General features: G+C 61.2%; 19 protein-coding genes and 1 tRNA gene. 8 read left to right on the top strand and 12 right to left on the bottom strand.

Features of this window, described 5'->3' with window-relative positions:
- Positions 1 to 144 precede the first annotated feature (144 nt).
- Genes D8M21_RS09250 through D8M21_RS09240 form a run of 3 tightly spaced genes read left to right on the top strand, consistent with a single transcriptional unit; the run spans position 145 to position 2,272 of the window.
- Positions 145 to 717: an RNA polymerase sigma factor gene (locus tag D8M21_RS09250; RefSeq protein WP_238651257.1), complete on the top strand. Its 573-nt coding sequence runs from the start codon at positions 145 to 147 to the stop codon at positions 715 to 717.
- Between the two features lie 50 nt (positions 718 to 767).
- Entirely contained in the window at positions 768 to 1,322 is a 555-nt protein-coding gene (locus tag D8M21_RS09245; protein WP_048679045.1) for a methylated-DNA--[protein]-cysteine S-methyltransferase, read from the top strand.
- Positions 1,322 to 2,272, top strand: coding sequence for a dihydrodipicolinate synthase family protein (locus tag D8M21_RS09240; protein ID WP_048678911.1), 951 nt, complete (start codon positions 1,322 to 1,324; stop codon positions 2,270 to 2,272). The genes D8M21_RS09245 and D8M21_RS09240 overlap by 1 nt, the downstream gene beginning before the upstream one ends.
- On the opposite strand, the gene recQ is transcribed toward D8M21_RS09240, so the two are convergent.
- From recQ to D8M21_RS09185, 11 genes are all read right to left on the bottom strand, one after another.
- Entirely contained in the window at positions 2,249 to 4,090 is a 1,842-nt protein-coding gene (gene recQ, locus D8M21_RS09235; protein ID WP_126855828.1) for a DNA helicase RecQ, read from the bottom strand. The two genes, D8M21_RS09240 and recQ, sit on opposite strands and share 24 nt — an antisense overlap.
- 124 nt (positions 4,091 to 4,214) lie before the next feature.
- The gene (locus tag D8M21_RS09230) at positions 4,215 to 5,495 is read right to left on the bottom strand and encodes an NtaA/DmoA family FMN-dependent monooxygenase (RefSeq protein ID WP_238651250.1); all 1,281 of its coding nucleotides are present in this window, start codon (positions 5,493 to 5,495) and stop codon (positions 4,215 to 4,217) included.
- A 796-nt stretch (positions 5,496 to 6,291) separates the two neighbouring features.
- Positions 6,292 to 6,365, bottom strand: a tRNA-Pro gene (locus D8M21_RS09225).
- A gap of 145 nt (positions 6,366 to 6,510) precedes the next feature.
- Positions 6,511 to 8,067, bottom strand: coding sequence for a ribosome biogenesis GTPase Der (gene der / locus D8M21_RS09220; RefSeq protein WP_126855827.1), 1,557 nt, complete (start codon positions 8,065 to 8,067; stop codon positions 6,511 to 6,513).
- A complete protein-coding gene (gene cmk, locus D8M21_RS09215) occupies positions 8,060 to 8,758 on the bottom strand; it encodes a (d)CMP kinase (RefSeq protein WP_048679047.1) in 699 nt (232 codons plus the stop codon). Before cmk ends, der begins: the two co-directional genes overlap by 8 nt.
- 154 nt (positions 8,759 to 8,912) lie before the next feature.
- A complete protein-coding gene (locus tag D8M21_RS09210; RefSeq protein ID WP_048678922.1) occupies positions 8,913 to 10,043 on the bottom strand; it encodes a prephenate dehydrogenase in 1,131 nt (376 codons plus the stop codon).
- Positions 10,044 to 10,045: 2 nt separating this feature from the next.
- Positions 10,046 to 11,122 (bottom strand): pseudouridine synthase, encoded by a 1,077-nt coding sequence (locus D8M21_RS09205; protein WP_053089945.1) that lies wholly within the window; start codon positions 11,120 to 11,122, stop codon positions 10,046 to 10,048.
- Between the two features lie 75 nt (positions 11,123 to 11,197).
- On the bottom strand, positions 11,198 to 11,908 hold the full coding sequence (gene scpB, locus D8M21_RS09200; protein WP_048678930.1) for an SMC-Scp complex subunit ScpB: 711 nt from the start codon (positions 11,906 to 11,908) through the stop codon (positions 11,198 to 11,200).
- Positions 11,905 to 12,654, bottom strand: a complete 750-nt coding sequence (locus D8M21_RS09195; RefSeq protein ID WP_082156646.1) for a segregation and condensation protein A — start codon at positions 12,652 to 12,654, stop codon at positions 11,905 to 11,907. Before D8M21_RS09195 ends, scpB begins: the two co-directional genes overlap by 4 nt.
- 131 nt (positions 12,655 to 12,785) lie before the next feature.
- Positions 12,786 to 13,649, bottom strand: a complete 864-nt coding sequence (locus D8M21_RS09190) for a ParA family protein (protein WP_238651248.1) — start codon at positions 13,647 to 13,649, stop codon at positions 12,786 to 12,788.
- A gap of 171 nt (positions 13,650 to 13,820) precedes the next feature.
- Positions 13,821 to 15,191: a cation:dicarboxylate symporter family transporter gene (locus D8M21_RS09185; RefSeq protein ID WP_048678938.1), complete on the bottom strand. Its 1,371-nt coding sequence runs from the start codon at positions 15,189 to 15,191 to the stop codon at positions 13,821 to 13,823.
- A gap of 140 nt (positions 15,192 to 15,331) precedes the next feature.
- Here D8M21_RS09185 and D8M21_RS09180 point away from each other — a divergent pair, with 140 nt between their 5' ends.
- Both D8M21_RS09180 and D8M21_RS09175 read left to right on the top strand, forming a co-directional pair.
- Positions 15,332 to 16,654, top strand: coding sequence for a sensor histidine kinase (locus D8M21_RS09180; RefSeq protein WP_048678941.1), 1,323 nt, complete (start codon positions 15,332 to 15,334; stop codon positions 16,652 to 16,654).
- Complete coding sequence (locus tag D8M21_RS09175; protein WP_048678944.1) at positions 16,651 to 17,340, top strand: response regulator; 690 nt, start codon at positions 16,651 to 16,653, stop codon at positions 17,338 to 17,340. The genes D8M21_RS09180 and D8M21_RS09175 overlap by 4 nt, the downstream gene beginning before the upstream one ends.
- A gap of 13 nt (positions 17,341 to 17,353) precedes the next feature.
- Here D8M21_RS09175 and D8M21_RS09170 read toward each other — a convergent pair whose 3' ends face one another.
- Entirely contained in the window at positions 17,354 to 19,270 is a 1,917-nt protein-coding gene (locus D8M21_RS09170; protein WP_048678946.1) for an AMP-binding protein, read from the bottom strand.
- Positions 19,271 to 19,517: 247 nt separating this feature from the next.
- Between D8M21_RS09170 and D8M21_RS09165 the strand changes: the two genes are divergently transcribed.
- Genes D8M21_RS09165 through prpB form a run of 3 tightly spaced genes read left to right on the top strand, consistent with a single transcriptional unit; the run spans position 19,518 to position 22,673 of the window.
- Positions 19,518 to 20,183, top strand: coding sequence for a GntR family transcriptional regulator (locus tag D8M21_RS09165; protein WP_048678949.1), 666 nt, complete (start codon positions 19,518 to 19,520; stop codon positions 20,181 to 20,183).
- A gap of 45 nt (positions 20,184 to 20,228) precedes the next feature.
- Positions 20,229 to 21,749: an MmgE/PrpD family protein gene (locus D8M21_RS09160; protein ID WP_048678951.1), complete on the top strand. Its 1,521-nt coding sequence runs from the start codon at positions 20,229 to 20,231 to the stop codon at positions 21,747 to 21,749.
- The gene (gene prpB / locus D8M21_RS09155) at positions 21,750 to 22,673 is read left to right on the top strand and encodes a methylisocitrate lyase (RefSeq protein ID WP_048678954.1); all 924 of its coding nucleotides are present in this window, start codon (positions 21,750 to 21,752) and stop codon (positions 22,671 to 22,673) included.
- Positions 22,674 to 22,711 lie beyond the last annotated feature (38 nt).

Raw genomic sequence — 22,711 nt, 5'->3', positions numbered from 1 at the left:
TACTGTGGTTTAGCCGAATTGCGCTGTCAAATACGTTCATTCAACGGTAGATTGGCGGTCTGTGACAGTCAACACGGAACGAACCGCTCCATACCTGAATGTCGCGTCATCAGCGCGAAGTAGGCTGATGAAAAATTTTCTGAAATGAAACCTCACATTCGCCCACTCTGCGACGACTACCTAGTGATGGATAGCAAAATTCCCTTTGAGCAGGTCGTTCAGCACCACGGTCCCACCGTGTGGCGAGTTTGCCGTGGCCTGCTTCGGTCACAACACGACGCCGAAGACGCGTGGGCCGAAACGTTCGCGGCGGGGTTGAAGGCCTGGCCCGACCTACCTGGCACGACGACGGTGGAAGCCTGGCTCGTTGCCGTCGCTCGGCACAAAGCCATCGATGTGGCCCGCGGCAACGCCCGTCGCGCCACACCCAGTGAACCCGGCGAGGGAAGATCCGGGGGGCCGAACTGTTCGGCAACGTCGGAAAGTGCCGAGGAAACGGTTCTGCGGGACGTGAACGCCGAACTGTTGTGGGCAGCGGTGCACCAGCTGCCGGAGCGGCAACGACTCGCGGTGATCCACCATCATCTGGGAGGGCTACCGTATCGGGAGGTTGCCGCGCTCGTCGGCGGCACAGAAGCTGCGGTGCGTCGTGCCGCCGCGGACGGATTGCGATCCTTAAGGAGACAACGAAACGAATTGATGGAGCGTGAACGGTGAATACAACGAGGCATGAATTTGACGAAATTTTTCCCGTTCCGTCGGACCACATGACACGATTACACGAAATTTTGGAAGAAAAAGTCGTGGACGAAAACCTGGATATTTCATATCGAACAGTAGATTCACCGCTGGGCACACTCATGCTGGCAGCGACGAGCGAGGGCGTTCTTCGCGTAGCTTTCGAAGGAGAAGATTTCGATCACGTTTTGGGGTCACTCTCGAAATCGGTCAGCCCTCGAATTCTGAAATCCAGGCGACGTCTTGATCAGCCCGCACACCAACTGGAGGAATACTTCGACGGCGCACGTCAGGTGTTCCATCTACCTCTGGACCGCCGGTTATCCCACGGGTTCAGGGGAACCGTCCAGCACTATCTTCCGACCATCCCCTTCGGAGAGACCCTCAGCTATCGCGACGTCGCGGAACGAGTCGGTCATCCTCAAGCTGTGCGAGCCGTCGGATCGGCGTGCGCCACGAACCCGATCCCTGTGATCGTGCCGTGTCACAGGGTCGTCCGCGCGGACGGATCATTGGGTGGATATCTTGGTGGGCTGGAGGCAAAACGAGAACTCTTACGCCTCGAAGGATCCGGAGGGCGTTAATGGAACCCGATTCATCAGAGTTATTTACCGGACTGAGCGCTTTCCCGCTCACTCCATTGCACGATGACCGGATGGACGAGTCGGCTTTCGGCAACATCATCGGCATGCTCGACGCCGCATCCGTAGACTCGATCACTGTCTTGGGGTCGACCGGTTCGTATGCCTACCTACACACTGAAGAACGTGCCAGGGCCGTTGAACTCGCCGTCGAGAACGCGTCATCCACTCCGGTATTCGCCGGGATTGGGGCCCTCCGCACCTCGGATGTGTTGACTCATGCCGCCAACGCCCGCGAGGCAGGTGCGCGAGCGCTATTGCTCGCACCCGTCAGCTACCAGCCTCTGACCGATGAGGACGTTTTTCACCTGTACCGGGCGGTGTCCGAATCCACCGATCTTCCGATCATCGTCTACGACAACCCAACCACCACACACTTCTCGTTTTCCCTCGACCTCTACGCCCGCGTGGCAGCGCTGCCCCACGTTGCGTCCGTGAAGATCCCGCCCTTGCCTTCTGATTCTCGGGCTGCCGCGGAACGGGTTCATCAGATCCGTGACGTGATCCCCCGGGACGTCGTTGTGGGAATTTCGGGCGACGCCTCCGCCGCTCAGGGCCTGGTGGCGGGGTGCTCCGTTTGGTATTCCGTCATCGGAGGCGTCTTGCCGCAGCTTGCCCTCCCGATCGTGGAGGCGGCTCGTCAGGGGCATGACGCTCTGGCGCGGGAGACCTCCGACCGATTGCGGCCCCTGTGGGATCTTTACACCGAGTTTGGCGGGAGCGCCCGCGTCGCTGCCGCCATCGCGGAAGCTCTCGGCCTGGCCCAGCCTTCGTGCCTCCCTCGTCCGATTCTTGGCTTGGACGAATCGGGCCGGCGCCGCGTCGTCGCCGCGCTACGTGAGGTGGGTATCGATCGGACCGTGGATGGCTCAGCCTTCGGCGATCACCGCTAGGACGGCTTGACTGTAACGTTCCTGCTTCTTGGCGCCGATGCCGCTGATCCCGGCGAGGGCGGCGTCGGAAACGGGCCGTTCACGAGCCAATTCGATGAGCGTGGCGTCGGGGAAGACAACGTAGGCCGGAACCTGTTGCTCCTTCGCTTCCGCAGTCCGCCACGTTCGCAGCGATTCAAATAGTTTCTGTTGCGACTCGTCCAGCTCCGCCGCGGCCGCTGAATTTGCCTTCCGTCCGCGTCTGTTGGAGGACCGACCGGTTCTGCGGTCGGGCATCGTCCGCAGCATGATACTTTCCTCCCCGCGCAATAGGGGGCCAGATGCGGGCGCCAGCACCAGCGTGCCGTACTCCCCCACGGTTTCGACGACGTTCCGGGCGAGCAATTGCCGCACCACTGCCCTCCACTCGGATTCGCTCAGATCATCGCCGATGCCCCACACACTCAATTCTTGGTGATTCGACTGTTCGGAGCGCTCATTGGAGACACCCCGCAGGACGTTGATAATCTGGCCGGCCCCGAATCGCTGGCCTCGTTCGCGATCCAGCCGGACGATGGTCGACAGGAGTTTTTGGACCGGAACCGTGGCATCCCACGATGCTGGCGGATTGAGGCAGTTATCGCAATTGCCGCACGGTTCGGATTCTTGGCCGAAATACCGCAGAATCTGAACGCGACGGCAGGCCGTGGTTTCGCACAGTGCCAGCATGGCGTCCAGATGTCCCCGTTGGACCCGGCGATGCTCTTCGCTGCCTTCGGAGTCGCCGATCATGCGCCGGAGCTGGACGACGTCTTGGAGACCGTAGGCCAACCATGCCGTGGCGGGAAGACCGTCTCGGCCCGCGCGTCCGGTTTCCTGGTAGTAGCCCTCAACGGACTTGGGCATGTCAAGGTGCGCAACGAATCGCACGTCGGGTTTGTCGATGCCCATGCCAAAGGCGATAGTCGCCACCACCACGACGCCGTCTTCTCGGAGGAATCGACGTTGTGCACCGGCGCGTTCCGATTCGCTGAGGCCGGCGTGATATGCGACGGCGTCGATGCCTTGAGCCTGAAGCCAGGCTGCCGTTTGCTCCACGCGTTTGCGCGATAAACAGTACACAATTCCGGCGTCGGACTCGTGCTCCGTCCGGATGAGGTCCAAGAGTTGTTGGCGCGCGCTATTTTTCTCGGTGATCCGGTATTGAATATTGGGCCGGTCGAAACTTGCCACGAAATGGCGGGCACTATCCATCCGGAGATTTTCGGTGAGTTCGCGGTGCGTGACCTCGGTTGCGGTAGCCGTGAGGGCGATTCGCGGGACTTCCGGAAACCGCTCCGCCAACACGCTGAGGCCCAGGTAATCTTGCCGAAAATCATGGCCCCATTGAGAGACACAGTGGGCCTCGTCGATGGCGAAGAGGCATACGCGAGACTCCTCGAGGAGACGTAGCGTCCTGGGCTGAACTAATCGCTCAGGCGCCATATACAAGAGGTCATATTCGCCGGCTCTGAGGCTCGATTCCACGTCACGCACTTCCTCAGGAGTCAACGTGGAATTGAGATATCCCGCTCGAATACCGACCGCAGCCAGCGCATCCACCTGGTCCTGCATGAGTGCGATGAGCGGAGAAACGACGATTCCTGTGCCCGGTCGAACCACCGCAGGAATTTGGTAGCAGAGAGATTTTCCCCCGCCGGTGGGCATGAGAACGACGGCGTCCCCGCCAGCGACTACGTGGTCGATGATCTCGGCCTGCGAACCTCGAAAGGCGTCGTATCCGAAAGTGGATTGGAGAACATTCAACGGTGAAGTGGAGGCGTCGGCTGTGGTAGTCACGCCCCTACGCTAGCGCGATCGGCGACGTCGCGCCCGCCTTGTGGACGATCGATAGGCGCACATATCTTCTCGACCATTCTCTGAAACCAATGTTCCAGAGAGTTCTTGGCGTTGTGAACGAAATCTAAGCCTGCAATGGCACAGGACGGCCCAACAATCCCCGTAGGCTGGATGCTTCGGGATATTCGGAGCGTGCGACGCCGCGTCGTCTGAGCACCGGCACGACCTCGTCCACGAAACGGTGGAGTTGCGCCACGTCACTGACCTGTAGGACGAAGCCATCCGCCGCCCCGGCGGATTTCCACTCGATCATTTTCTCGGCGATAGTTTCTGCAGAGCCCGCCACGATGAATTGCGTCTGCTCCAAGAGGTCCCCAAGAATTGACGCTACGGTTCGGCCTTCCTGAGCAGCCTGTCGCAACGGCTCCGCGAGCCAGGTTCCCTCGTGGGCCATCCCCCGCTCGACGTCGTCTTCATCGATCTGCTGGTGGAAAGTCGAGACAGGGCGGCCGATGGCCACCGAAACCCGTTCTGCCATACGGTCCCAGGTGCCGTGGAGCTGCCAGTAGGAGGCCAAGGCTTCCTCGGCAGTTGCGTCGTCGTCGGTGACGAGGGCGATAAGACGTGCCAAAAGGAGCGGTTCGGCTCGCTTCGAGGATTCCGGATCGCCCGCTTCGCGAAGACGCGCCCGGTATGAAATGGCCGCCTGAATACTGGTAGGCATGGCGAAGACGGCGTCGGCGGTGGCAGAAGCAAGACGAAGCCCTTGAGGCGACTGACCCGCCTGGAAAATAACCGGCTCTCCCTGTGGGGAGGACTCAATGTTTAGCGGGCCGGCGACGTCGAAGAACTCACCGTGGTGCTCCAACGCGCGGACTTTCGAGCGATCCATATATTCACCCGTCGCACGATTCCGCGGAAATGCGCCTGGGTCATGGCTGGCCCAGAGTCCACGAATTACCTCGATTGCTTCTTGTGCTCTCGAGTACCGAGTCTGGTGATCGATCTGGCCGGACAAGCCAAAATTCCGTGCTGCCTGATCGCTCAACGAGGTGACGACGTTCCATCCCGCCCGCCCGCAGCTGAGGTGATCCAGTGAAAGCATCATCCGGGCGATGTTGTACGGGTGTTGATAGGTCGATGAAACCGTGCCGACCAGCCCCACCTTGGAGGTCCACGCGGCTAAGTAGGACAGCAACGTCAACGGCTCGAACCGTGAAAGATAGTGGGGCGGTCCGCTGGGGTCGGCGAAGACGGCGTCGGCAACGAAGAGAAAATCGAAGGTGCCTTCTTCCGCAAGTTCAGCGACCTTCCGGTACCAGCCCGAGTTGATCGAGGCGTCAACCGGCTCTTGGGGGTTCAACCACGCGCGTTCGTCGTCGGGCGCGCCGGAGGCTGTCGGCATAATACCCAGATGGAGGACGGACTGGGGCGGGGTTACTTCTGCATCCACGTCAGACAAGGCCATTTCTCGTTTTTCAAAACTCAACAGGACGACATCAGCATGAACGTTCTGGGCGGGAAACGCCATTCGGCGCGCCCTAAAATGGGTGGCTTTTCTCCGTTCCCCAGTTCAACGCCGTGACGACGATGGGTTTGAGGCTGGCTTGCTCCATCGTTCCGAGTGGCGACGATTGATCGTGGCTGTAGAACGGTCCTTCATCGAGCAGGGGTCTGGCCGTACTGGGCTGGGTTCGTCAGGACACGGGCTGGGAGGGATCCGGACAGGTGCCGACGGCAGCGCGGGGGCTGGGGTCGGCCCTCCCTATGCCCCTTAGTGGCGGTTACCCAATTCGACGGGGACAACCGCAGTTAGGTGGCGCCCAAACCACCACCAAACTGTGGTAAGTACCTCCAACGTAGGGCAACCGCCACCGAACGACGACGCCCGACCACCCGCCAGGCGCGGGTAAACGCCGCATAAGCCAGGCATCCGCCACTAGATAGCCGGATCCCGCCACCCGGCCGGCACCGGTATACGTCACATAAGCCGGGCAACCGCCCCTTGATAGCCGGATTCCGCCACCTACCGGCAACGGTAAACGCCCCACCAGCCGGGCAACCGCCACTTGATAGCCAGTGCCCGCCGACCCGGATGACAGGGAACGGTGAAAGTGGACAGTAAGTGGACACCAACGACCCTTAAACGAAAAAATCCCCGGAACACCAACGTTACTTCGCTGATATTCCGGGGATGTCCGTCGGGTTGACAGGATTTGAACCTGCGACCCCTTGACCCCCAGTCAAGTGCGCTACCAAGCTGCGCCACAACCCGAATTTATGCCCGGTCATCGCCGGGCACTCGAATCATCATACAGGATCACCCCGACGAACGCACATCGGCCAAGGCGCTCTTTCCGGGACCAGGTGGCCTTCGGAAAAAGCGCCGACGGTCCGACGCCGGAACGGATCCAGCCGGGTTAGCGGCGTCGTCCGCCCTTGGAATCCCGTGTCAGGGAGCGGCGTTCGCGAACTCGCATGGAGATTTCTAACGGTGTTCCTTCGAAATCGAAGGTTTCGCGAAGGCGGCGAATGATGAACCTGCGGTACCCCGGATCGAGGAAGCCCGTGGTGAAGAGCACAAACTTCGGCGGCCGCGAGGATACTTGCGTTCCGAAGAGGATCCGCGGTTGCTTTCCGCCACGCAGTGGGTGCGGGTGGGCCGCGACGATCTCGCCGAGGAATGCGTTCAAACGGCCGGTCGGAATCCGCGAATCCCAAGCCTCGAGGGAATGGAGCAGCGCGGGAACCATCTTGTCCTTGTGCCATCCGGTCTTCGCCGAAATATTGACCCTCGGCGCCCAGGCCACGTGCGCCAGGTCGCGGTCAATCTCGCGTTCCAGCTCGTCGCGGCGGTCTTCGTCGAGGGTGTCCCACTTGTTGAAGACCAGCACCATGGCGCGCCCGGAATCGATCGCAAGTTGCAAGATGCGCACGTCCTGCTCGGACAGCGGCTCGGACACATCGAGCATGATCAGGGCGACTTCGGAACGCTCCAACGCGGTTTGGGTACGCAATGAAGCGTAGAATTCCGCGCCCTTGGCCATATGCTGCCGACGTCGAATACCGGCGGTGTCCACAAATCGGAACGGTTGTCCGTTCAATTCGATCAGTTCGTCCACCGGGTCACGAGTCGTTCCGGCGATGTCGTTCACCACCGCCCGGTCCTCCCCCGCGAGCTTATTGAGCAGCGAGGACTTGCCGACGTTCGGACGACCAATGATTGCCACGCGCCGTGGCCCCTCGTACTGATCCGGTTCGGCATACTGCGAGTGCTCCGGCATCACCTCAAGCAACGCATCCAACATGTCCGCGATGCCCCGGCCGTGGACGCCGGAAATCGGGTGTGGCTCCCCCATACCCAGGGACCACAGCGCGGCGGCCTCCGGTTCTTGGTATGAATCGTCGATCTTGTTGGCGGCCAGCAACAGAGGCTTCTTGACCCGGCGCAACATTTGAACGATCGCCTCGTCCATATTCGTGATGCCCACGAGCGCATCGACCACCAGGATCACGACGTCGGCATGTGCCACGGCGATCTCCGCCTGGGCGGCCACCTGCGCGTCGATCCCCTTGGCATCGGATTCCCAACCGCCGGTATCCACGAGGGTGAACGTCTTACCGTTCCACTCGGCCTTATACGCCACGCGGTCGCGCGTCACACCCGGGGTATCCTCGACGACGGCTTCTCGCCGCCCGAGGATCCGGTTAATGATCGTGGACTTGCCGACGTTCGGCCGTCCGACGATGGCGACCACAGGGTCGGGCTCGCCGGTAGGCTCTTCGCCCACTTCGAAGCCCCAGTCGACCAGGAGCGCCCTGTCTTCGTCCTCCAGCTCGTAGTCGTCGAGTCCGGCCCGAAGCGCTTGTGCGCGCTTCTCGGCCTCCTCGTCGTCCAGGTTGGCGAGGTACTCCTCGACATGGTCCTCTTCGGCACCACCGAGGTACTTCTCCTCGTATTCGTTCATCTCAGTCATCGTGTGAGCTCTTGTCGTTCTCTTCGTCGTGGTGCGCTGCCGCGGTCTGACGAATCACGTCGATCACGGCGCGCACGGTCTGGTCAAAGTCCAGGTCGGTCGAATCCACCAAGGTGACCCCGTCCGCGGCCTCGGTGAAATTGGTAACTTTGGAATCTGCGGCGTCTCGTTGCGCCACCTCAAGCTTGAGACGGTCGTCCGAGGCTTCGCTACCGATCTGCCGTCCGCGGCGTTCCATGCGGGCTTCCTCGCTCGCCGTGAGGAGGATCCGAACCGAGGCATCGGGGGCGACGACGGTCGTGATGTCGCGCCCTTCAGCGACGATCCTGCGCCCGTTCGCCACGATTTCCATGCGCTGACGAGCGATCAAGGCATCGCGAGCTTTTTGGTTTTTGGCGACCGCAGAAACCTTCTCGGTCACTCGAGACTCCCGAATCGCATTCTTGATATCGATCCCGCCGACCATGATGGTCTCCACAATCGGGTCCGTACCAATCTGCAGCTGGAAGTTTGCTGCGGCGTCGGCGACGGCCTGATCGTCCTCAAGGTCCACACCGGCCTCGAGGCACCACCAGGCCAGCGACCGGTACATCGCGCCCGTGTCCAGGTAGGCCAGGCCAAGCCGTATGGCCACCTCCCGGGACACGGAGGACTTCCCCGAGCCGGAGGGACCGTCGATCGCGACGACCAGTTCGGATTTCCACGCCTCGGTCTGGTCGCCGTCCTTAAACTGCGACGCCGCAGGCTCAGCGGGCACTGCCGCTTGCTCCAAGCGATCCTGATTATCTTGACTCACGGTGTCCTCCATCGGTTGTCATCGGCACGCCGGTTGGCAGAGCCCCTCGTCATTCGGCAATCTTCCAGCCACGATCGGTGAGCTCGCTGACGAGCTCCTCGCGTGCATTCGGGATCACGGATACCTCGACCATACCCACCGGTTGGCCCTGAGAGTGTTCCATTCGCATGTCCTCCAAGTTGACGCCGATTTCTTCGATCTCGGCGAGCAGCTTGGCCACCTGGCCCGGGGTATCGTCCACGAGCACGGTGAGCGTGGCGAAAGCCTTGGGGGAACCGCCGTGCTTGCCCGGAATCCGCGCGACGCCGTCGTTACCTTGAGTCATCAACTCGGCGATATCCAGGCGAGCACCATCGGCGGTCGGATTTTCGAGCGTCGCTATGAGTCGATTGATGTCGCGCCGGACTTCGTACAGCGTTTCGACCACCGGCCGCGCATTCGAGGACAAAATCTGCACCCACAGCCCCGCGTCGGAAGCGGCGATACGAGTGGTATCTCTCAGTCCTTGGCCCGCCAGGCTCAGCGACTCGAGCGGCGTATCCCGCAATCGAGAAGCCAGCAAGGACGACATCACCTGGGGAACGTGAGACACCAGCGCAACCGTTTCGTCGTGCTCTCGAGCATTCATGTACGCAACGTTGGAGCCAAGATCCGTGGCGAGCCCCCGCGCCAGTCGCACCGTTTCGCCGGCGACGTCGTCGTGCTCGCAAATCACCCACGGCCGGGACATGAACAGTTCGCCTCGCGCCGCGACCGGCCCGGACTTCTCCCGGCCAGACATGGGGTGGGTCCCCACATAACGGCTCAAATCCGCACCGCCTGCGCGAACGGCGTCGAGAATCGGTTCCTTGACCGAAGCAATGTCCACGACGACGGCGCCCGGATAATCCTTGAGCGCGTCGACGACCGTACGGGCCGTGACATCCGGCGGAGTGGCGACAACCACGAGCTGCGGGTCAATGTCCGCGCGGGCTGCCTGCTCCCCCATCCGCTCAGTCAAGAGCGCGAGAGAACGTCCCGCTCCGATATCCGCAGATACGGCCTCGGTGGTCGGTGAGATATCCGAAACCCAGGTTTCCACACCTTGAGCGGCCAACCCGAGACCGATGGAGGAGCCTAAAAGACCCGCTCCAATCACCAAGACCGGCCCGGAGACGGTAGCGCTGGAAGTTTCGGCCACGGTTACATCCCCACCGAAGCGAGCAGCGATCCGATCTCGACTTTGGACAGGTTCCGCACGGTTCCTTGCTTTTGGGATCCGATACGCACGGGCCCCATCTCGATGCGCACGAGCTTCTCCACGGGGTGGCCGACAGCGTCAAAGAGACGACGCACGATGCGGTTCTTACCGGAGTGAATCGTGACCTCGACGAGCAAGTGACCGGGCGTGGAATCGACCAAACGGAAATCGTCCACGCGTGCGACACCGTCTTCCAGGCGGATGCCCTTCTTCATCTCGTGTCCGACGCCGTGCTCCATCGGCCCACGAACCTGCACCAGGTACTTCTTGGGCACCTCGTAGGAAGGATGCGTGAGTCGGTTGGCGAGCTCGCCGTCGTTGGTCAGCAGAAGCAAGCCTTCCGTGGCGACGTCGAGGCGCCCCACGTGAAAGATCCGTTCCTTCTTCTGAGGGTTGAGGTAGTCCGAAATGCAGGGGCGCCCTTCGGGGTCCTCCATCGTGGCGATAACGCCTTCGGGCTTGTTGAACGCGTAGTAAACCTTGGAATCGTCGGTCTGGATGGTCACGCCATCGACCTGAATGTGTGAGGTTCGAGGATCCACGCGGACGCCAAGTTCGGTGATGATCTCGTCGTCAACGACCACTCGGCCTTCGCGAATCATCATTTCGCAGACGCGACGTGAGGCGACACCAGCCTGGGCCATGAGCTTCTGCAGGCGCACGCCGTCGCGGTCGTACACGTCCAGGTGGTCTACCGGAGCTGCCCGGGGACGGCGCGGACGGTGGGGGCCGCGGTATTCGTGGTCGGGACGGTATTCGCCGCGTTCCCGCGCGAAGATCTTTCCGGCCTGGCCCTTTTTCGGCTTGAATTTCTTGGCGTCGGATTTATTCGCGCCCGACTTGACGACGGGCTTCTTGCCGCGAGAGTCGGCTCCTGGGCGAGACGGGCCCTTGGCGTTAGGGTTCTTGAAATTTTTGGACGCACCACCGCGCGCAGCGGGTTTCCCCTGCGCTCCTCGCGAGCCTCCGCGAGAATTGCTGTTGCCGGTGTTCTGACGTCCCGTCGATCGATTGGCCATGTTCCTGTACTTTCGGTGGTTATGCGGTTGTGGATTCGGCACGGTTGTCGGCTGACAGCCCGTTTCCTTCCATCCCTAGAGCCGCTGCTCGTATTCGCCGATATCTTCCACGTCGGGTAGATACGGCGAAATCTTCGGCAGATCCCCCAGGGTTTCTAGCCCCATCTTCTCGAGAAAAAGTGGCGTCGTCACGTACAAAGTGGAACCGGATTCGCCCGGTTCGTCGTCTTCGGTGACCAAACCCCTGGTTTTCAGTGTGCGCACGACGCCGTCGACGTTGACGCCTCGGATCGAAGAGACCCGAGCGCGGGAAACGGGTTGGCGGTATGCGATCACTGCGAGGGTTTCCAAGGCCGCCTGCGAAAGCTTGGCGGTTTGACCCTCCAGGATGAAACGCGAGACCCACGGCGAGAATTCCGTGCGGGCGTAGAGGCGCCAGCCCCCGGCGACCCGCCGCAATTCCATGCCGCGAGGTTCCCTGGGGACACGTTGTCCGCCGGGGGTCGACTCTGGGACATCTGCTAAAGATTCCTGGTCGACGTTCGTCGCGAAATCCTCAGTATACCCGTCGTAGTCGCGTCGCAGGGAGGCCACGGCTTTCTCTATGGTGACAACGGGCACCATGAGGGCTTCGGCGAGTTCGTACTCATTGACCGCGGATTCCGCGACCATCAAGATCGCCTCGACCGCGGCCTTCACGCCGCCGGGCACCAGGTCCACCGTGGCGGGAGGAGGTGCGTCCGGGGCAGCTACGCCGTCATGGGGCGATTCCGGCCGGTCGCTCATGAGTCATCTTCTCCGGTGTAGTCGTCGCTGGCGAGGCGTTCGGCACTCCAGGATGGGTCCTCCCCGATCCAGCTAATGGTCAATTCCTCGAGCGGTCCTTCCTGCGCGAAGCCGACGACGCGATCTCGATACATCTCCAGAAGAGCGAGGAATCTCACCACGATGACCAGCATGTCTTCGGCATCGGCGATGAGTCTCGTGAAGGTGGCAGGTGGGCCGTCCATGAGAGCCGCCGCGATGTTCTCAGCTTCATCGCGAACCGTCACTCGAGCCCCATGAAGGTGGTCCAGACCCACCTCATCGGGAGATTCCTCCTTGGGCCTCATGGCTTTCTCCGCGATCGCGGCGAGCTGTTCAGGCGTCGTGGTCATGATCAGCTCGGGCAACAGGTGGGCAAATTCGGGTTGTAACCCGCCGGGCCGAGGATGCCGGCTCGCTTCAGCTTTCATGGTGTCGTCCATGACCTGGGCGACGTCCTTAAAGGCCTTGTACTGCAACAACCGTGCGAAGAGAAGATCGCGAGCTTCGAGCATCGCGATGTCGTCTTCGTCCTCGACCTCACCTGCCGGAAGCAAGCGTGCCGCTTTGAGATCAAGCAAGGTTGCGGCAATGACCAAGAACTCGCTGGCTTCATCCAGCGCCTTTTCTAGGCCGGTGTCTCGCAGGGCTCGTACATAGGCGATGAACTCGTCGGTGACGGCCGCGAGCGCAACTTCGGTGATGTCCATCTCCCGTTGGGAGATCATCGAGAGCAAGACCTCGAAAGGTCCCGCAAAATTCTCCAGGGATACCGCGAACCCCGAGCCTTCTACCCGTTCCGATTCTGCGGCGGCGGGTCCGGGCTCGGGGTCCGTGGGAACCCTTGACGGAGCGGTTTTCAGCGGGAGCCTCCGCGGTCAATGAGCTCCTTGGCCAGTTCGCGATATGCCACCGAACCGGTATGCGTCGGCGCGTAGCTCAGGATCGGCTCGGCGGATACCGTTGCGTCGGGGAACTTCACGGTTCTCTTGATCACCGTGTCGAAGACCTTGTCGCCAAAAGCGTCAATGATTCGGGCCAGAACTTCCTTCGAGTGCAACGTCCGGGAATCGAACATCGTCGCCAGCACGCCGTCCACGGTGAGGTCCGGATTCAGACGGTCCTGGACCTTTTCGATCGAATCGACCAGCAGGGCCACCGCGCGCAGGGCGAAGAATTCGCAGATCAGCGGGATAATCACGCCGTCGGCCGCGGTCAGAGCGTTGACGGTCAGGAGGCCGAGCGAGGGTTGGCAGTCGATCAGGATGACGTCGTACTCATCCTTGACCTTCTTGAGCGAGCTCGCGAGAACCTGTTCACGCGCCACCTCGTTGACGAGTTGGACTTCCGCCGCGGAGAGATCGATATTAGCCGGCAACAGGTCCATGTTGTCGAATTCGGTCCGCCGCACCGCGCTGTGCACGTCGACCTTGCGATCCATCATGACGTTATAGATCGTCGTCTCCAGCTCGTGGGGGTTCACTCCGAACCCGGCGGAGAGCGCACCTTGCGGGTCGAAGTCCACCATGAGTACGCGCCGGCCCAGTTCGGCCAGGGCGGCACCCAGGTTGATGGTCGACGTCGTCTTTCCGACGCCACCCTTCTGATTGACCATGGCAATCACGCGGGCGGGACCGTGGGAGTCCAGGAGTTCCGGTTCCGGAAACCGGCGAACGGGACGTCCGGTGGGACCGAGTTCTGCTTCGGAGTTCTGTGTACTCACGCGCACCTTTTTCACATTGGGGGCGGATATGGACTGCCCTTAACCTTACAGCGACATGCCTTTCGGGCAGAGGCGTTCGGTGAACTGTGCATTTTCCGCCGGATGCACCGCGCCCGCCCGTGCATGAATTGCAGGGGCGGGCGCGAGCGGTCACGTCACCAGAAACGTCACCTAATGGCGAGCTGTGGATGGCTCGGCCTTTTCAGGTTGTGCGCCGTCATCGTTGTCAATGGCGGCTTCTCCACCCATGGTCGCTTCGTCGAACTTAATCTCGCCGTCAAGGACCTTGTGCACGCGGTTCAGATCCACCTCGTGTGACCACTTGCCCAGCAAGAGCGCCGCCACGGCGTTGCCGGTGAAGTTGGTCAAGGCACGCGCCTCGGACATGAAGCGGTCGATGCCGACGATCAGCCCTACGCCGTCGACGAGGTCGGGGCGGTGCGACTGGAGCCCACCGGCCAAGGTCGCGATGCCCGCACCGGAAACACCCGCCGCACCCTTCGAGGCGATGATCATGAAGATCAGCAGTGAAATCTGCTCGCCCAGTTCCAAGGGCTTGCCCATGGCATCCGAGACGAAGATCGAAGCCATCGTCAAATAGATAGCGGTGCCGTCGAGGTTGAAGGAATACCCGGTGGGAACCACGATGCCGACCACCGGTTTGGAGACGCCGACGTGTTCCATCTTGGCGATCAATCGGGGCAGCGCTGCCTCCGAGGAGGACGTGGAGAAGATCAACAGGTATTCACGGGCCAAGTACTTCATGAGCTTGAGAATGTTGACGCCGGTGAAAATCTTCAGCATCGCGCCCAACACGATCACGATGAACAAAATACAGGTGATGTAGAAGCCGACCATGAGGATCGCCATTTGCCCGACGGCCTTGATGCCGGTGGCTCCCACGACGGCGGCGATCGCACCAAAGGCACCCAACGGTGCGATCCACATGATCATCCCGAGCAGCCGGAAGACGAGAGCCTGCATGTATGTGATGAACTTCAGGATCGGCTTACCGGAATCCCCCATGCGCTGCAATGCAAAGCCAACGAGCAATGCCACCAGCAACGTCTGCAAGATATTGCCGGATGTCAACGAGGAGAGCAGAGACTTAGGAATGATTCCGAGCAGGAATCCCGTGGTTCCGCCTTCGGAACCACCTTCGGCGTCATCGGGAAGTTTGTAGCCGGTGGGGTGATAATTCAGACCGTCACCGGGGTGCAGGACATTGCCCACGACCAGCCCGATGAACAGCGCGAACGTCGACATGATGAGAAAGTAGATGATCGCCAGACCGCCGACTTTACCGACGGTGGCGGCACGCGCGACCGAGCCGACACCGAGGACGATGGTGCAGAAGATCACCGGTGAGATCATCATCTTGATGAGGGCGATGAATCCGTCGCCCAAAGGCTTGAAAGCCTGGCCGACGCTGGGCGCTATCAAACCGACGAGCACGCCGGCGATGACCGCAAGGATGACGGAGACGTACAACATGTGCGTGCCGTCTTTGTACCACGGCTTCTTCGCTGTGGACTGGGCCATGACGCTCCCCTTTCAGGTGTGTGATGGATGATTGCGACGGCGTGCCGGTGAGGCCGACGCCGTCGCGGGTATTCAAGAAGTATGGTGGTCTGGGCCACTTTTCCGGTATTTGTGTTCATAAAGTTCGTGAGGAGCGCCACGTGCGGTCGACTGAAGTAGCCGCCGCGACCCGTACATCGCCGTTCGGTCGCGGCGCCAGCGCCCGGGGGCTCTCCTCCTGGGCCATCGCCCGCATCTTCTTGCTCTTGCAGATGGTGATTGTGGTGGTCGTGTGCTGCACCGTCGGTCTTCTCATGTTGTGGCGTGCACAGTCCGCCGCGGAACAACGCGCCACGGATATCACGAAAGCCGAAAGCGCGACTCTGGCCCAGGACCCGTTCGTCATCCAGCAGGTCACCTCCGCCGATCCAAGCGCCGGGCTTCAGCCCTATGTTTCGAAGGTCGTCAACGGTTCGTCGGTCAGCTTTGTGACGATCATGTCCCCCGAAGGAATCCGGTACACCCACCCAGACGAAAGCAATATAGGTCAGCACTACCTCGGCGATATATCGCGAGCCCAACGCGGGGAAACCATGACGGTCAAGGAACGTGGCACGTTGGGGATGTCCATGCGCACGATCATGCCGATCCGCGACGACCATGGAACCGTCGTCGGCCTCGTGTCGACGGGAGTAACCGTGACGGAGATTTCCGCGACCGTCCGGGACGGCCTTCCCGCCATCGGACTCTTCGCTGGAATTCTGCTGGTGACCACCACATTGACGACCGTGCTGCTATACCGATATCTGCACCGTGCAACCCTGGGTTATAGCCAGCAGGACATACTGAATTCCGAGGCCACCCGGTCCATGGCGCAAATGCTCCGGATCCAAAACCATGAGCATCGCAATCGAATGCATACCGTCGTGTCTCTGCTCGACCTCGGCCGGACAACTGAGGCACGCCAGTTCGCTCGCGAAGACCTCGAATCGACCGGCAGACACATGCCATCGTGGGGAAGCTACGAGCAGCTGCCGGCCGTTGCCGCTTTGCTATCCGGTAAGGCTCGTGAGGCCAAGGAACGCGGCATCGAACTCACGGTACGGGTCGACGGACATTGGGACGCCATACCCTTGAGTGAAATCGAATTGGTCACCGTGGTCAGCAATCTCGTGGATAACGCCGTCGATGCCGTCGCCGGTTCCACGGAATCTGGCACGGTGGAGGTGGAGCTTAGCGAAACCGATGCCGGGTGGGACATCGTCGTGGCGGATAACGGCCCGGGTGTCAGCGACCATGACCGCGCACGGATTTTCTCGTGGGGCTACTCGACTAAACCCACGGGCCCTGAGGGGCGCGGTCTCGGACTAGCCCTCGTACGCGACACGCTGGCCCAGCACGGGGCAAGCATCGATGTCTTTAACGACGCCGGGGCCGTGTTTACCGTTGTCATTCCCCGGAGCGAGGAGAGGAGGAGCCGATGACACTGCGCGTCATCGTCGTCGACGACGAAAGCGTGACAGCCTCGGCGCACGCGGAATACATCCGGTCACGGTCAGGATTCAGCGTGATCGGAACCGCCTTTAATGCCCGGGGTGCCATCGAAGCGATCCGAACCTCATTCACACGCCACGAGCCCGTAGACCTGGTGTTGCTCGATATCAATCTGCCGGATCGTTCGGGGTACGAGGTCGCGAAGTTTCTCCGAGCGGAAGGGTTGCCCGTGGACCTCCTGATGGTCACCGCGGACCGTCGAGCCGCAAGCCTTCGCACCGCAACCCTCCACGGAGCATTTGGTTATCTCGTCAAACCGTTTCGCCTGGAGGATCTGGGTCGGAAACTCCAGGAGTATGCGCAGTATCGGCAGCGAGCCGGGACGAGCGGCGAATGGGACCAGGCCTCCATCGACCGTCTCTTCCAGCGCCAAAGCACCACCTCTACCCTCGACTTACCCAAAGGGCTGTCCGAAGACACTTTGGACGATTTGTCGGACCTCTTGAGCAGGGCGAAGGATGGCCTTTCGGCACGTGAGATTTCGGAACAACTCGGGTTATCCCGGGTGACCGCCCGAAGGTATCTGGAGTACCTGCACGAATCAGGCCGCGTGGATCGCCGTTCGCGCCACGGCACACCGGGACGTCCCGAGCTGGAGTATTCCTGGCTCTCCTAAATACTTCCTGTGATTACCTTTTCTGCACGATCTGGCGCATCCCCTCGAGAACGCTCGGGTCTTCGATCGTCGACGGCACACGGTATTCTTCGCCGTCGGCCATCTGACGCATCGTCTTGCGCAAGATCTTGCCGGAACGTGTCTTGGGTAATCCCTCGACCACACGGACCTCCTTGAAGTCGGCCACAGCTCCGATCGTGGAACGGACCATTCCCACCAGCTCACGGGCGAGTTCTTCCTCGGTGATCTCGGCCCCTTCTTTAAGCACCACGTAGCCTGACGGGCGCTGGCCCTTGAGGTCGTCGGCGACGCCGATCACCGCGCTCTCGGCGACCGCGGGATGGGCCGCGATCACCTGCTCCATCGCACCCGTTGACAGCCGGTGACCGGAGACATTAATGACGTCGTCCGTCCGGCCCATCACGTATACGTAGCCGTCATCGTCCACATAGCCAGAGTCGCCGGTCGCGTAATAGCCGTCGAAAGCCGAAAGATACGAGGCGATGAACCGCTCGTCGTTACCCCAGAGCGTCGGGAGGGTCCCGGGCGGTAGTGGAAGACGCAGCGCAATATTGCCTTCCTCACCGGATGCCACGGGAGTGCCGGTGGGGTCCAGCACGACGACGTCGTAGCCAGGCACCGGAACACTAGGCGAGCCAGATTTAATGTCGAGGGGTTCGAGCCCCCGCGGGTTAGCAGCGATGGGCCAACCCGTTTCGGTTTGCCACCAATTGTCTGCAACGGGTACGCCGAGGAGGTCTCCGGCCCATCGGAAGGTTTCCGGATCAAGGCGTTCTCCTGCAACAAATAACGTCTCCAGGGAGGAGAGATCGTAGTCGCGACTCAGTTTCCCCTCCGGATCGGATTTTCGGATCGCCCGAAGCGCGGTCGGAGCGGTGAAAAGGACTTTGGCACCGGATTCTTCGATGACTCGCCACAGCGCACCCGCATCGGGAGTCCCCACCGGTTTACCCTCGTACAGCACAGTGGTCGCCCCGGTCAGCAAGGGTGCATAGACGATGTAGGAATGTCCGACCACCCAGCCGACGTCGGAGGCAGTGAACATCACTTGCCCCGGCCCGACATCGTAAATATTGTCCATCGACCAGCGGAGCGCGACCGCATGGGAGCCATTATCCCGCACCACGCCTTTCGGCGCTCCCGTGGTACCCGAGGTGTACAGAATGTAGAGGGGATCCGTTGCCCGTACGGTCACGCAGTCGGACGGGCTGGCTTCGGCCGTTGCGGACTCCCAGTCGATCCATGTGGTCTTCAGCCCGCTGGCTGCGGTGCTGGCTTCGGATTCCGCGCAGTTTCCTTCGAAGCCGTCTCGTTGCCGGACGAAGACCGCGTCCACGTGATGGTCGGAGAGGCCCAGCGCCTCGGCCACCGCAGGAAGGTATTCGATCCGACGTTTGGGTTCGACACCGCCGCTGGCCGTCACGACCACCTTCGGCGTGCAATCATCGATGCGCGCAGCAAGTTCACTCGGCGCAAATCCGCCGAAAACCACCGAGTGCACGGCGCCGAGCCGCGCGCATGCCAGCATCGCCACGATGGCCTCCGGAATCATCGGAAGATAAAGGAGAACCCGGTCGCCGTGGGCCACGCCCTTGCTCGCGAGCGCACCGGCGAATTTCCTGACGCGCTCGAGCAAGTCGCCGTAGGTGATATCGGCCTGAGTATCCGTGACTGGAGAGTCGTAGCGGATAGCCACCTGGTTTCCGCGGCCAGCCTCGACGTGTCGATCGACGGCGTTGAAGCACGTGTTTAACTCCCCGTCCGGGAACCACCGATAAATCGGCGCCCTGGAGTCGTCCAGGGCGACGCTCGGCGGTTTGACCCAGTCGATCCCCTGAGCTGCTTCTAGCCAGAACTGTTCGGGATGATGAATGCTTCGATCAAAGGTTTCGCGGTACGTCGATGTCATCTCGTCTCGTCCTCACATGGGCCGGGTGGGATTTCTTGGCACGCCACGGCCGATAGCCGGTTGGCGTGGCACCCAACATAGTGTCTTGGCTCACAGCACACAAGACTTATGTATACAAAATGTGCAATTACTGAGGAAATACCACGCGAAATGCCAGACCATTGCGCCTCATCACGCTTTTCTGTATACATGGAGGGGAAGAGACGTCCACCACATTGTGGGCTCACCGGCATTCGAGGAGGCGACGATGAAGGCTTCGGATCGCGCATATGAGCAGTTGCGCACCGACATCATCGAATGGCGATTGGGCCCTGGCACAACGCTGAGTGAGGTGGAACAGGCCGAACGTCTTGGATTCTCCCGCACGCCCGTGCGCGAGGCCTTTTCCCGTTTGATGGCGGAAGGGCTCGTCGAACCGGGTCGAGGCCGCGGCGTCGTGGTCTCCCCCGTCTCGGTGGACAAAGTACGCGCCATGTTTGAACTCCGTGTTGCTCTGGATTCCCAGGCGGCAGCCCTCGCCGCGCTCAAGGGTCAGCCGAAGACCTTCGAGAATTTAGCGCATCGCCTCGACGACGCCGTCCTTAACCTGAGCGAGGACGACGCCGACCGAAGCGGCTACTACGCCCTCATCGAGGAGATGGATGCGTCCATCGATGAGGCCGCCCAAAATTCGTACCTCGCGGTGGCTCAACGCCAGCTACGAGTTCACCTTGGACGAGTCCGCAAATTGTCCAAGGACGACGACCGTCGTTTGGTCCGGGCTGCCCACGAACACGCCGATATCGCACGCGCCATCGCATCCGGCGACGTCGAACTCGCACAAGCCGCGACGCGAATCCATCTATCCCACGCATTGCAGGCCATCCTCAATGCGGTGCCGAAGACCGATGGCGAGCACGCCTATGCCGCCTAAATCCCAATAAACATCAAGTTGCCCAGTAGTGAGAGAGGACGCCTCGTGACGACTACCCATAACGTTCGCGTTTACCGCAGTGAAGAAAACCTCGCCCGTGAAGATCAGCTGGCCCACAAAATCGCCAGCGTGGCCACCGATCCTGTGGCGATCGAGCCCGAGGTCGAGGAGATGGTCATTAACCGCATTCTCGATAACGCCTCGGTGGCGATCGCTTCCCTCAATCGCGGACCCATTATTTCCGCAAGAGACCAGGCACTGACGCACAAACCGACCTCCAACGGCAACGGCTCCGCCCTGTATGGAGTCGATGCGTCGTTGGCCAAGGTCTCCCCCGAATGGGCGGCGTGGGCCAACGGCGTCGCCGTGCGGGAACTGGATTATCACGACACGTTCTTGGCGGCGGAATATTCCCACCCGGGTGACAACATCCCCCCGATCCTGGCGGTGGCTCAGCACAGTGGCCGCACGGGTGCCGATCTCATTCGTGGTATCGCCACCGGCTACGAGATCCAGATCGACCTGACCAAGGCCATTTGCCTTCACAAACACAAGATCGACCACGTCGCCCATTTGGGGCCATCCGCCGCAGCGGGAATCGGTACCCTCTTGGGGCTTGACACCGAAACCATCTTCCAGGCGGTCGGGCAGGCTCTCCACACCACCACGGCCACACGCCAATCCCGCAAGGGTGAAATTTCCACGTGGAAGTCCCATGCGCCGGCACTTGCCGGGAAGCTGGCGGTTGAGGCTGTGGATCGTGCGATGCGCGGCCAGACTTCACCGGTGCCGATCTACGAGGGTGAAGACGGCGTCATCGCCTGGATGCTCGATGGGCCGGACGCTTCCTACGACGTTCCGTTGCCTGAGCCTGGCGAAGCCAAACGAGGAATCTTGGACTCCTACACGAAGGAGCATTCGGCCGAATATCAGGCGCAGGCTTGGATCGACATGGCCCGCAAGCTCCACCGTGAACACCCCGAGATCGCCGATCCCGAAAAGGTTGACGCGATCGTGCTGCACACATCGCACCATACGCACTTCGTGATCGGTTCCGGAGCCAACGATCCACAGAAATACGAGCCCACCGCCTCCCGCGAAACGCTGGACCACTCGATTCCGTACATTTTCACGGTCGCGTTGCAGGATGGAGAATGGGACCACAATCGTTCCTATGCCCCCTCGCGCGCAAGCCGTCGCGACACCGTTGCTCTGTGGCACAAGGTCACGACGTCGGAAGATCCCGAGTGGACCCGGCGCTACCACTCGGTGGACCCGCAAGAAAAGGCATTTGGCGGTCGGGCAGAAATCACCCTCCGTGACGGCACCGTCCTGACGGAAGAGATTGCCGTTGCCGACGCCCACCCGCTTGGGGCTCGGCCCTTTGCTCGCGAACAGTACATCCGGAAACTGCGGGCTCTGGCGGACGGCTCCGTGGCCGATTCCGAGCTCAACCGCTTCATTGAGGCGGCCGAAAATCTTTCCTCCTTGGGAGCGGGCGAGCTGGATGCCCTCAACGTGACGGCCTCCATCGACCTCGCTACCGGCTCGAAAGGATTGTTCTAAATGTTGTACCCGAAGACCTCTCCGGCTCAGAAGCGCGAAGCATTGCGGAGCCTCTTGAGCGATGGGCCTCGCCGCGGCGGAACCATCAAACAATTTCCAGGGGCATATACGCCAATTTCGGCCCGCTTGATCGAAGAGAAGGGGTTCGACGGCGTCTATATTTCGGGCGCGGTGTTGGCTAACGAGCTGGGCTTCCCCGACATTGGATTGACGACGCTCAGTGAAGTTGCGCAGCGCGCCGGACAGATTGCCCGAATGACCAACCTACCGGCCATTGTTGACGCCGACACCGGCTTTGGCGAACCCATGAACGTCGCCCGGACCGTTCAAGAGCTGGAAGACGCCGGGCTGGCTGGTTGCCATATCGAAGATCAGTTCAACCCCAAACGCTGCGGACACCTGGACAACAAGAACATCGTGGACGAGGACACCGCCATTAAGCGGATCCGCGCCGCGGCAGAAGCCCGTCGAGATGAGAATTTCCTCATCATGGCCCGGACCGATCTTCGCGGGGCGGAAGGATTGGAAGCGGCCATCGACCGAATGAAGGCCCTGGTCAAAGCGGGAGCCGATGCCATTTTCCCCGAGGCCATGAAGGATCTCGGCGAGTTCGAGGCCGTGCGCCAGGCAGTGGACGTCCCGGTGCTGGCCAACATGACCGAGTTCGGCAAATCCAAGCTCTATACGACGACCGAGCTCTCCGGAGCCGGTGTGGACATGGTGATTTACCCCGTGACATTGCTTCGCAGTTCACTCGGCGCCATGGAACGCGTTTTGGAACGCATTGAGGCCGACGGCACCCAAGAGGCCGCCGTAGATGACATGCTGACGAGGGCACGCCTGTACGAGCTCGTGGATTACGAGTCGTACAACACCTTCGACACCGGCATTTTCAATTTCGAGGTTCCGGAACGGTTCCGCTAAGTCTTCCCATCATCCGATCAAGGATTCGAAGGAGAATC

The sequence above is a fragment of the Kocuria sp. HSID16901 genome, from assembly GCF_003989425.1.
Classification (GTDB): domain Bacteria; phylum Actinomycetota; class Actinomycetes; order Actinomycetales; family Micrococcaceae; genus Rothia; species Rothia massiliensis.
Note: the sequence above shows the minus strand (reverse complement) of the source record. Positions and strands in the feature narration are given on the sequence as shown.

Coding starts and splice junctions, on each gene's coding strand:
- D8M21_RS09250 (WP_238651257.1), top strand. CDS start 145: ATGAAACCTCACATTCGCCCACTCTGCGACGACTACCTAGTGATGGAT.
- D8M21_RS09175 (WP_048678944.1), top strand. CDS start 16,651: ATGACACTGCGCGTCATCGTCGTCGACGACGAAAGCGTGACAGCCTCG.
- D8M21_RS09165 (WP_048678949.1), top strand. CDS start 19,518: ATGAAGGCTTCGGATCGCGCATATGAGCAGTTGCGCACCGACATCATC.
- D8M21_RS09195 (WP_082156646.1), bottom strand. CDS start 12,654: ATGATCTCCCAACGGGAGATGGACATCACCGAAGTTGCGCTCGCGGCC.
- der (WP_126855827.1), bottom strand. CDS start 8,067: ATGACTGAGATGAACGAATACGAGGAGAAGTACCTCGGTGGTGCCGAA.
- scpB (WP_048678930.1), bottom strand. CDS start 11,908: ATGAGCGACCGGCCGGAATCGCCCCATGACGGCGTAGCTGCCCCGGAC.
- prpB (WP_048678954.1), top strand. CDS start 21,750: ATGTTGTACCCGAAGACCTCTCCGGCTCAGAAGCGCGAAGCATTGCGG.
- D8M21_RS09205 (WP_053089945.1), bottom strand. CDS start 11,122: ATGGCCAATCGATCGACGGGACGTCAGAACACCGGCAACAGCAATTCT.
- D8M21_RS09230 (WP_238651250.1), bottom strand. CDS start 5,495: ATGCCGACAGCCTCCGGCGCGCCCGACGACGAACGCGCGTGGTTGAAC.
- D8M21_RS09185 (WP_048678938.1), bottom strand. CDS start 15,191: ATGGCCCAGTCCACAGCGAAGAAGCCGTGGTACAAAGACGGCACGCAC.
- D8M21_RS09245 (WP_048679045.1), top strand. CDS start 768: ATGACACGATTACACGAAATTTTGGAAGAAAAAGTCGTGGACGAAAAC.
- D8M21_RS09170 (WP_048678946.1), bottom strand. CDS start 19,270: ATGACATCGACGTACCGCGAAACCTTTGATCGAAGCATTCATCATCCC.
- D8M21_RS09240 (WP_048678911.1), top strand. CDS start 1,322: ATGGAACCCGATTCATCAGAGTTATTTACCGGACTGAGCGCTTTCCCG.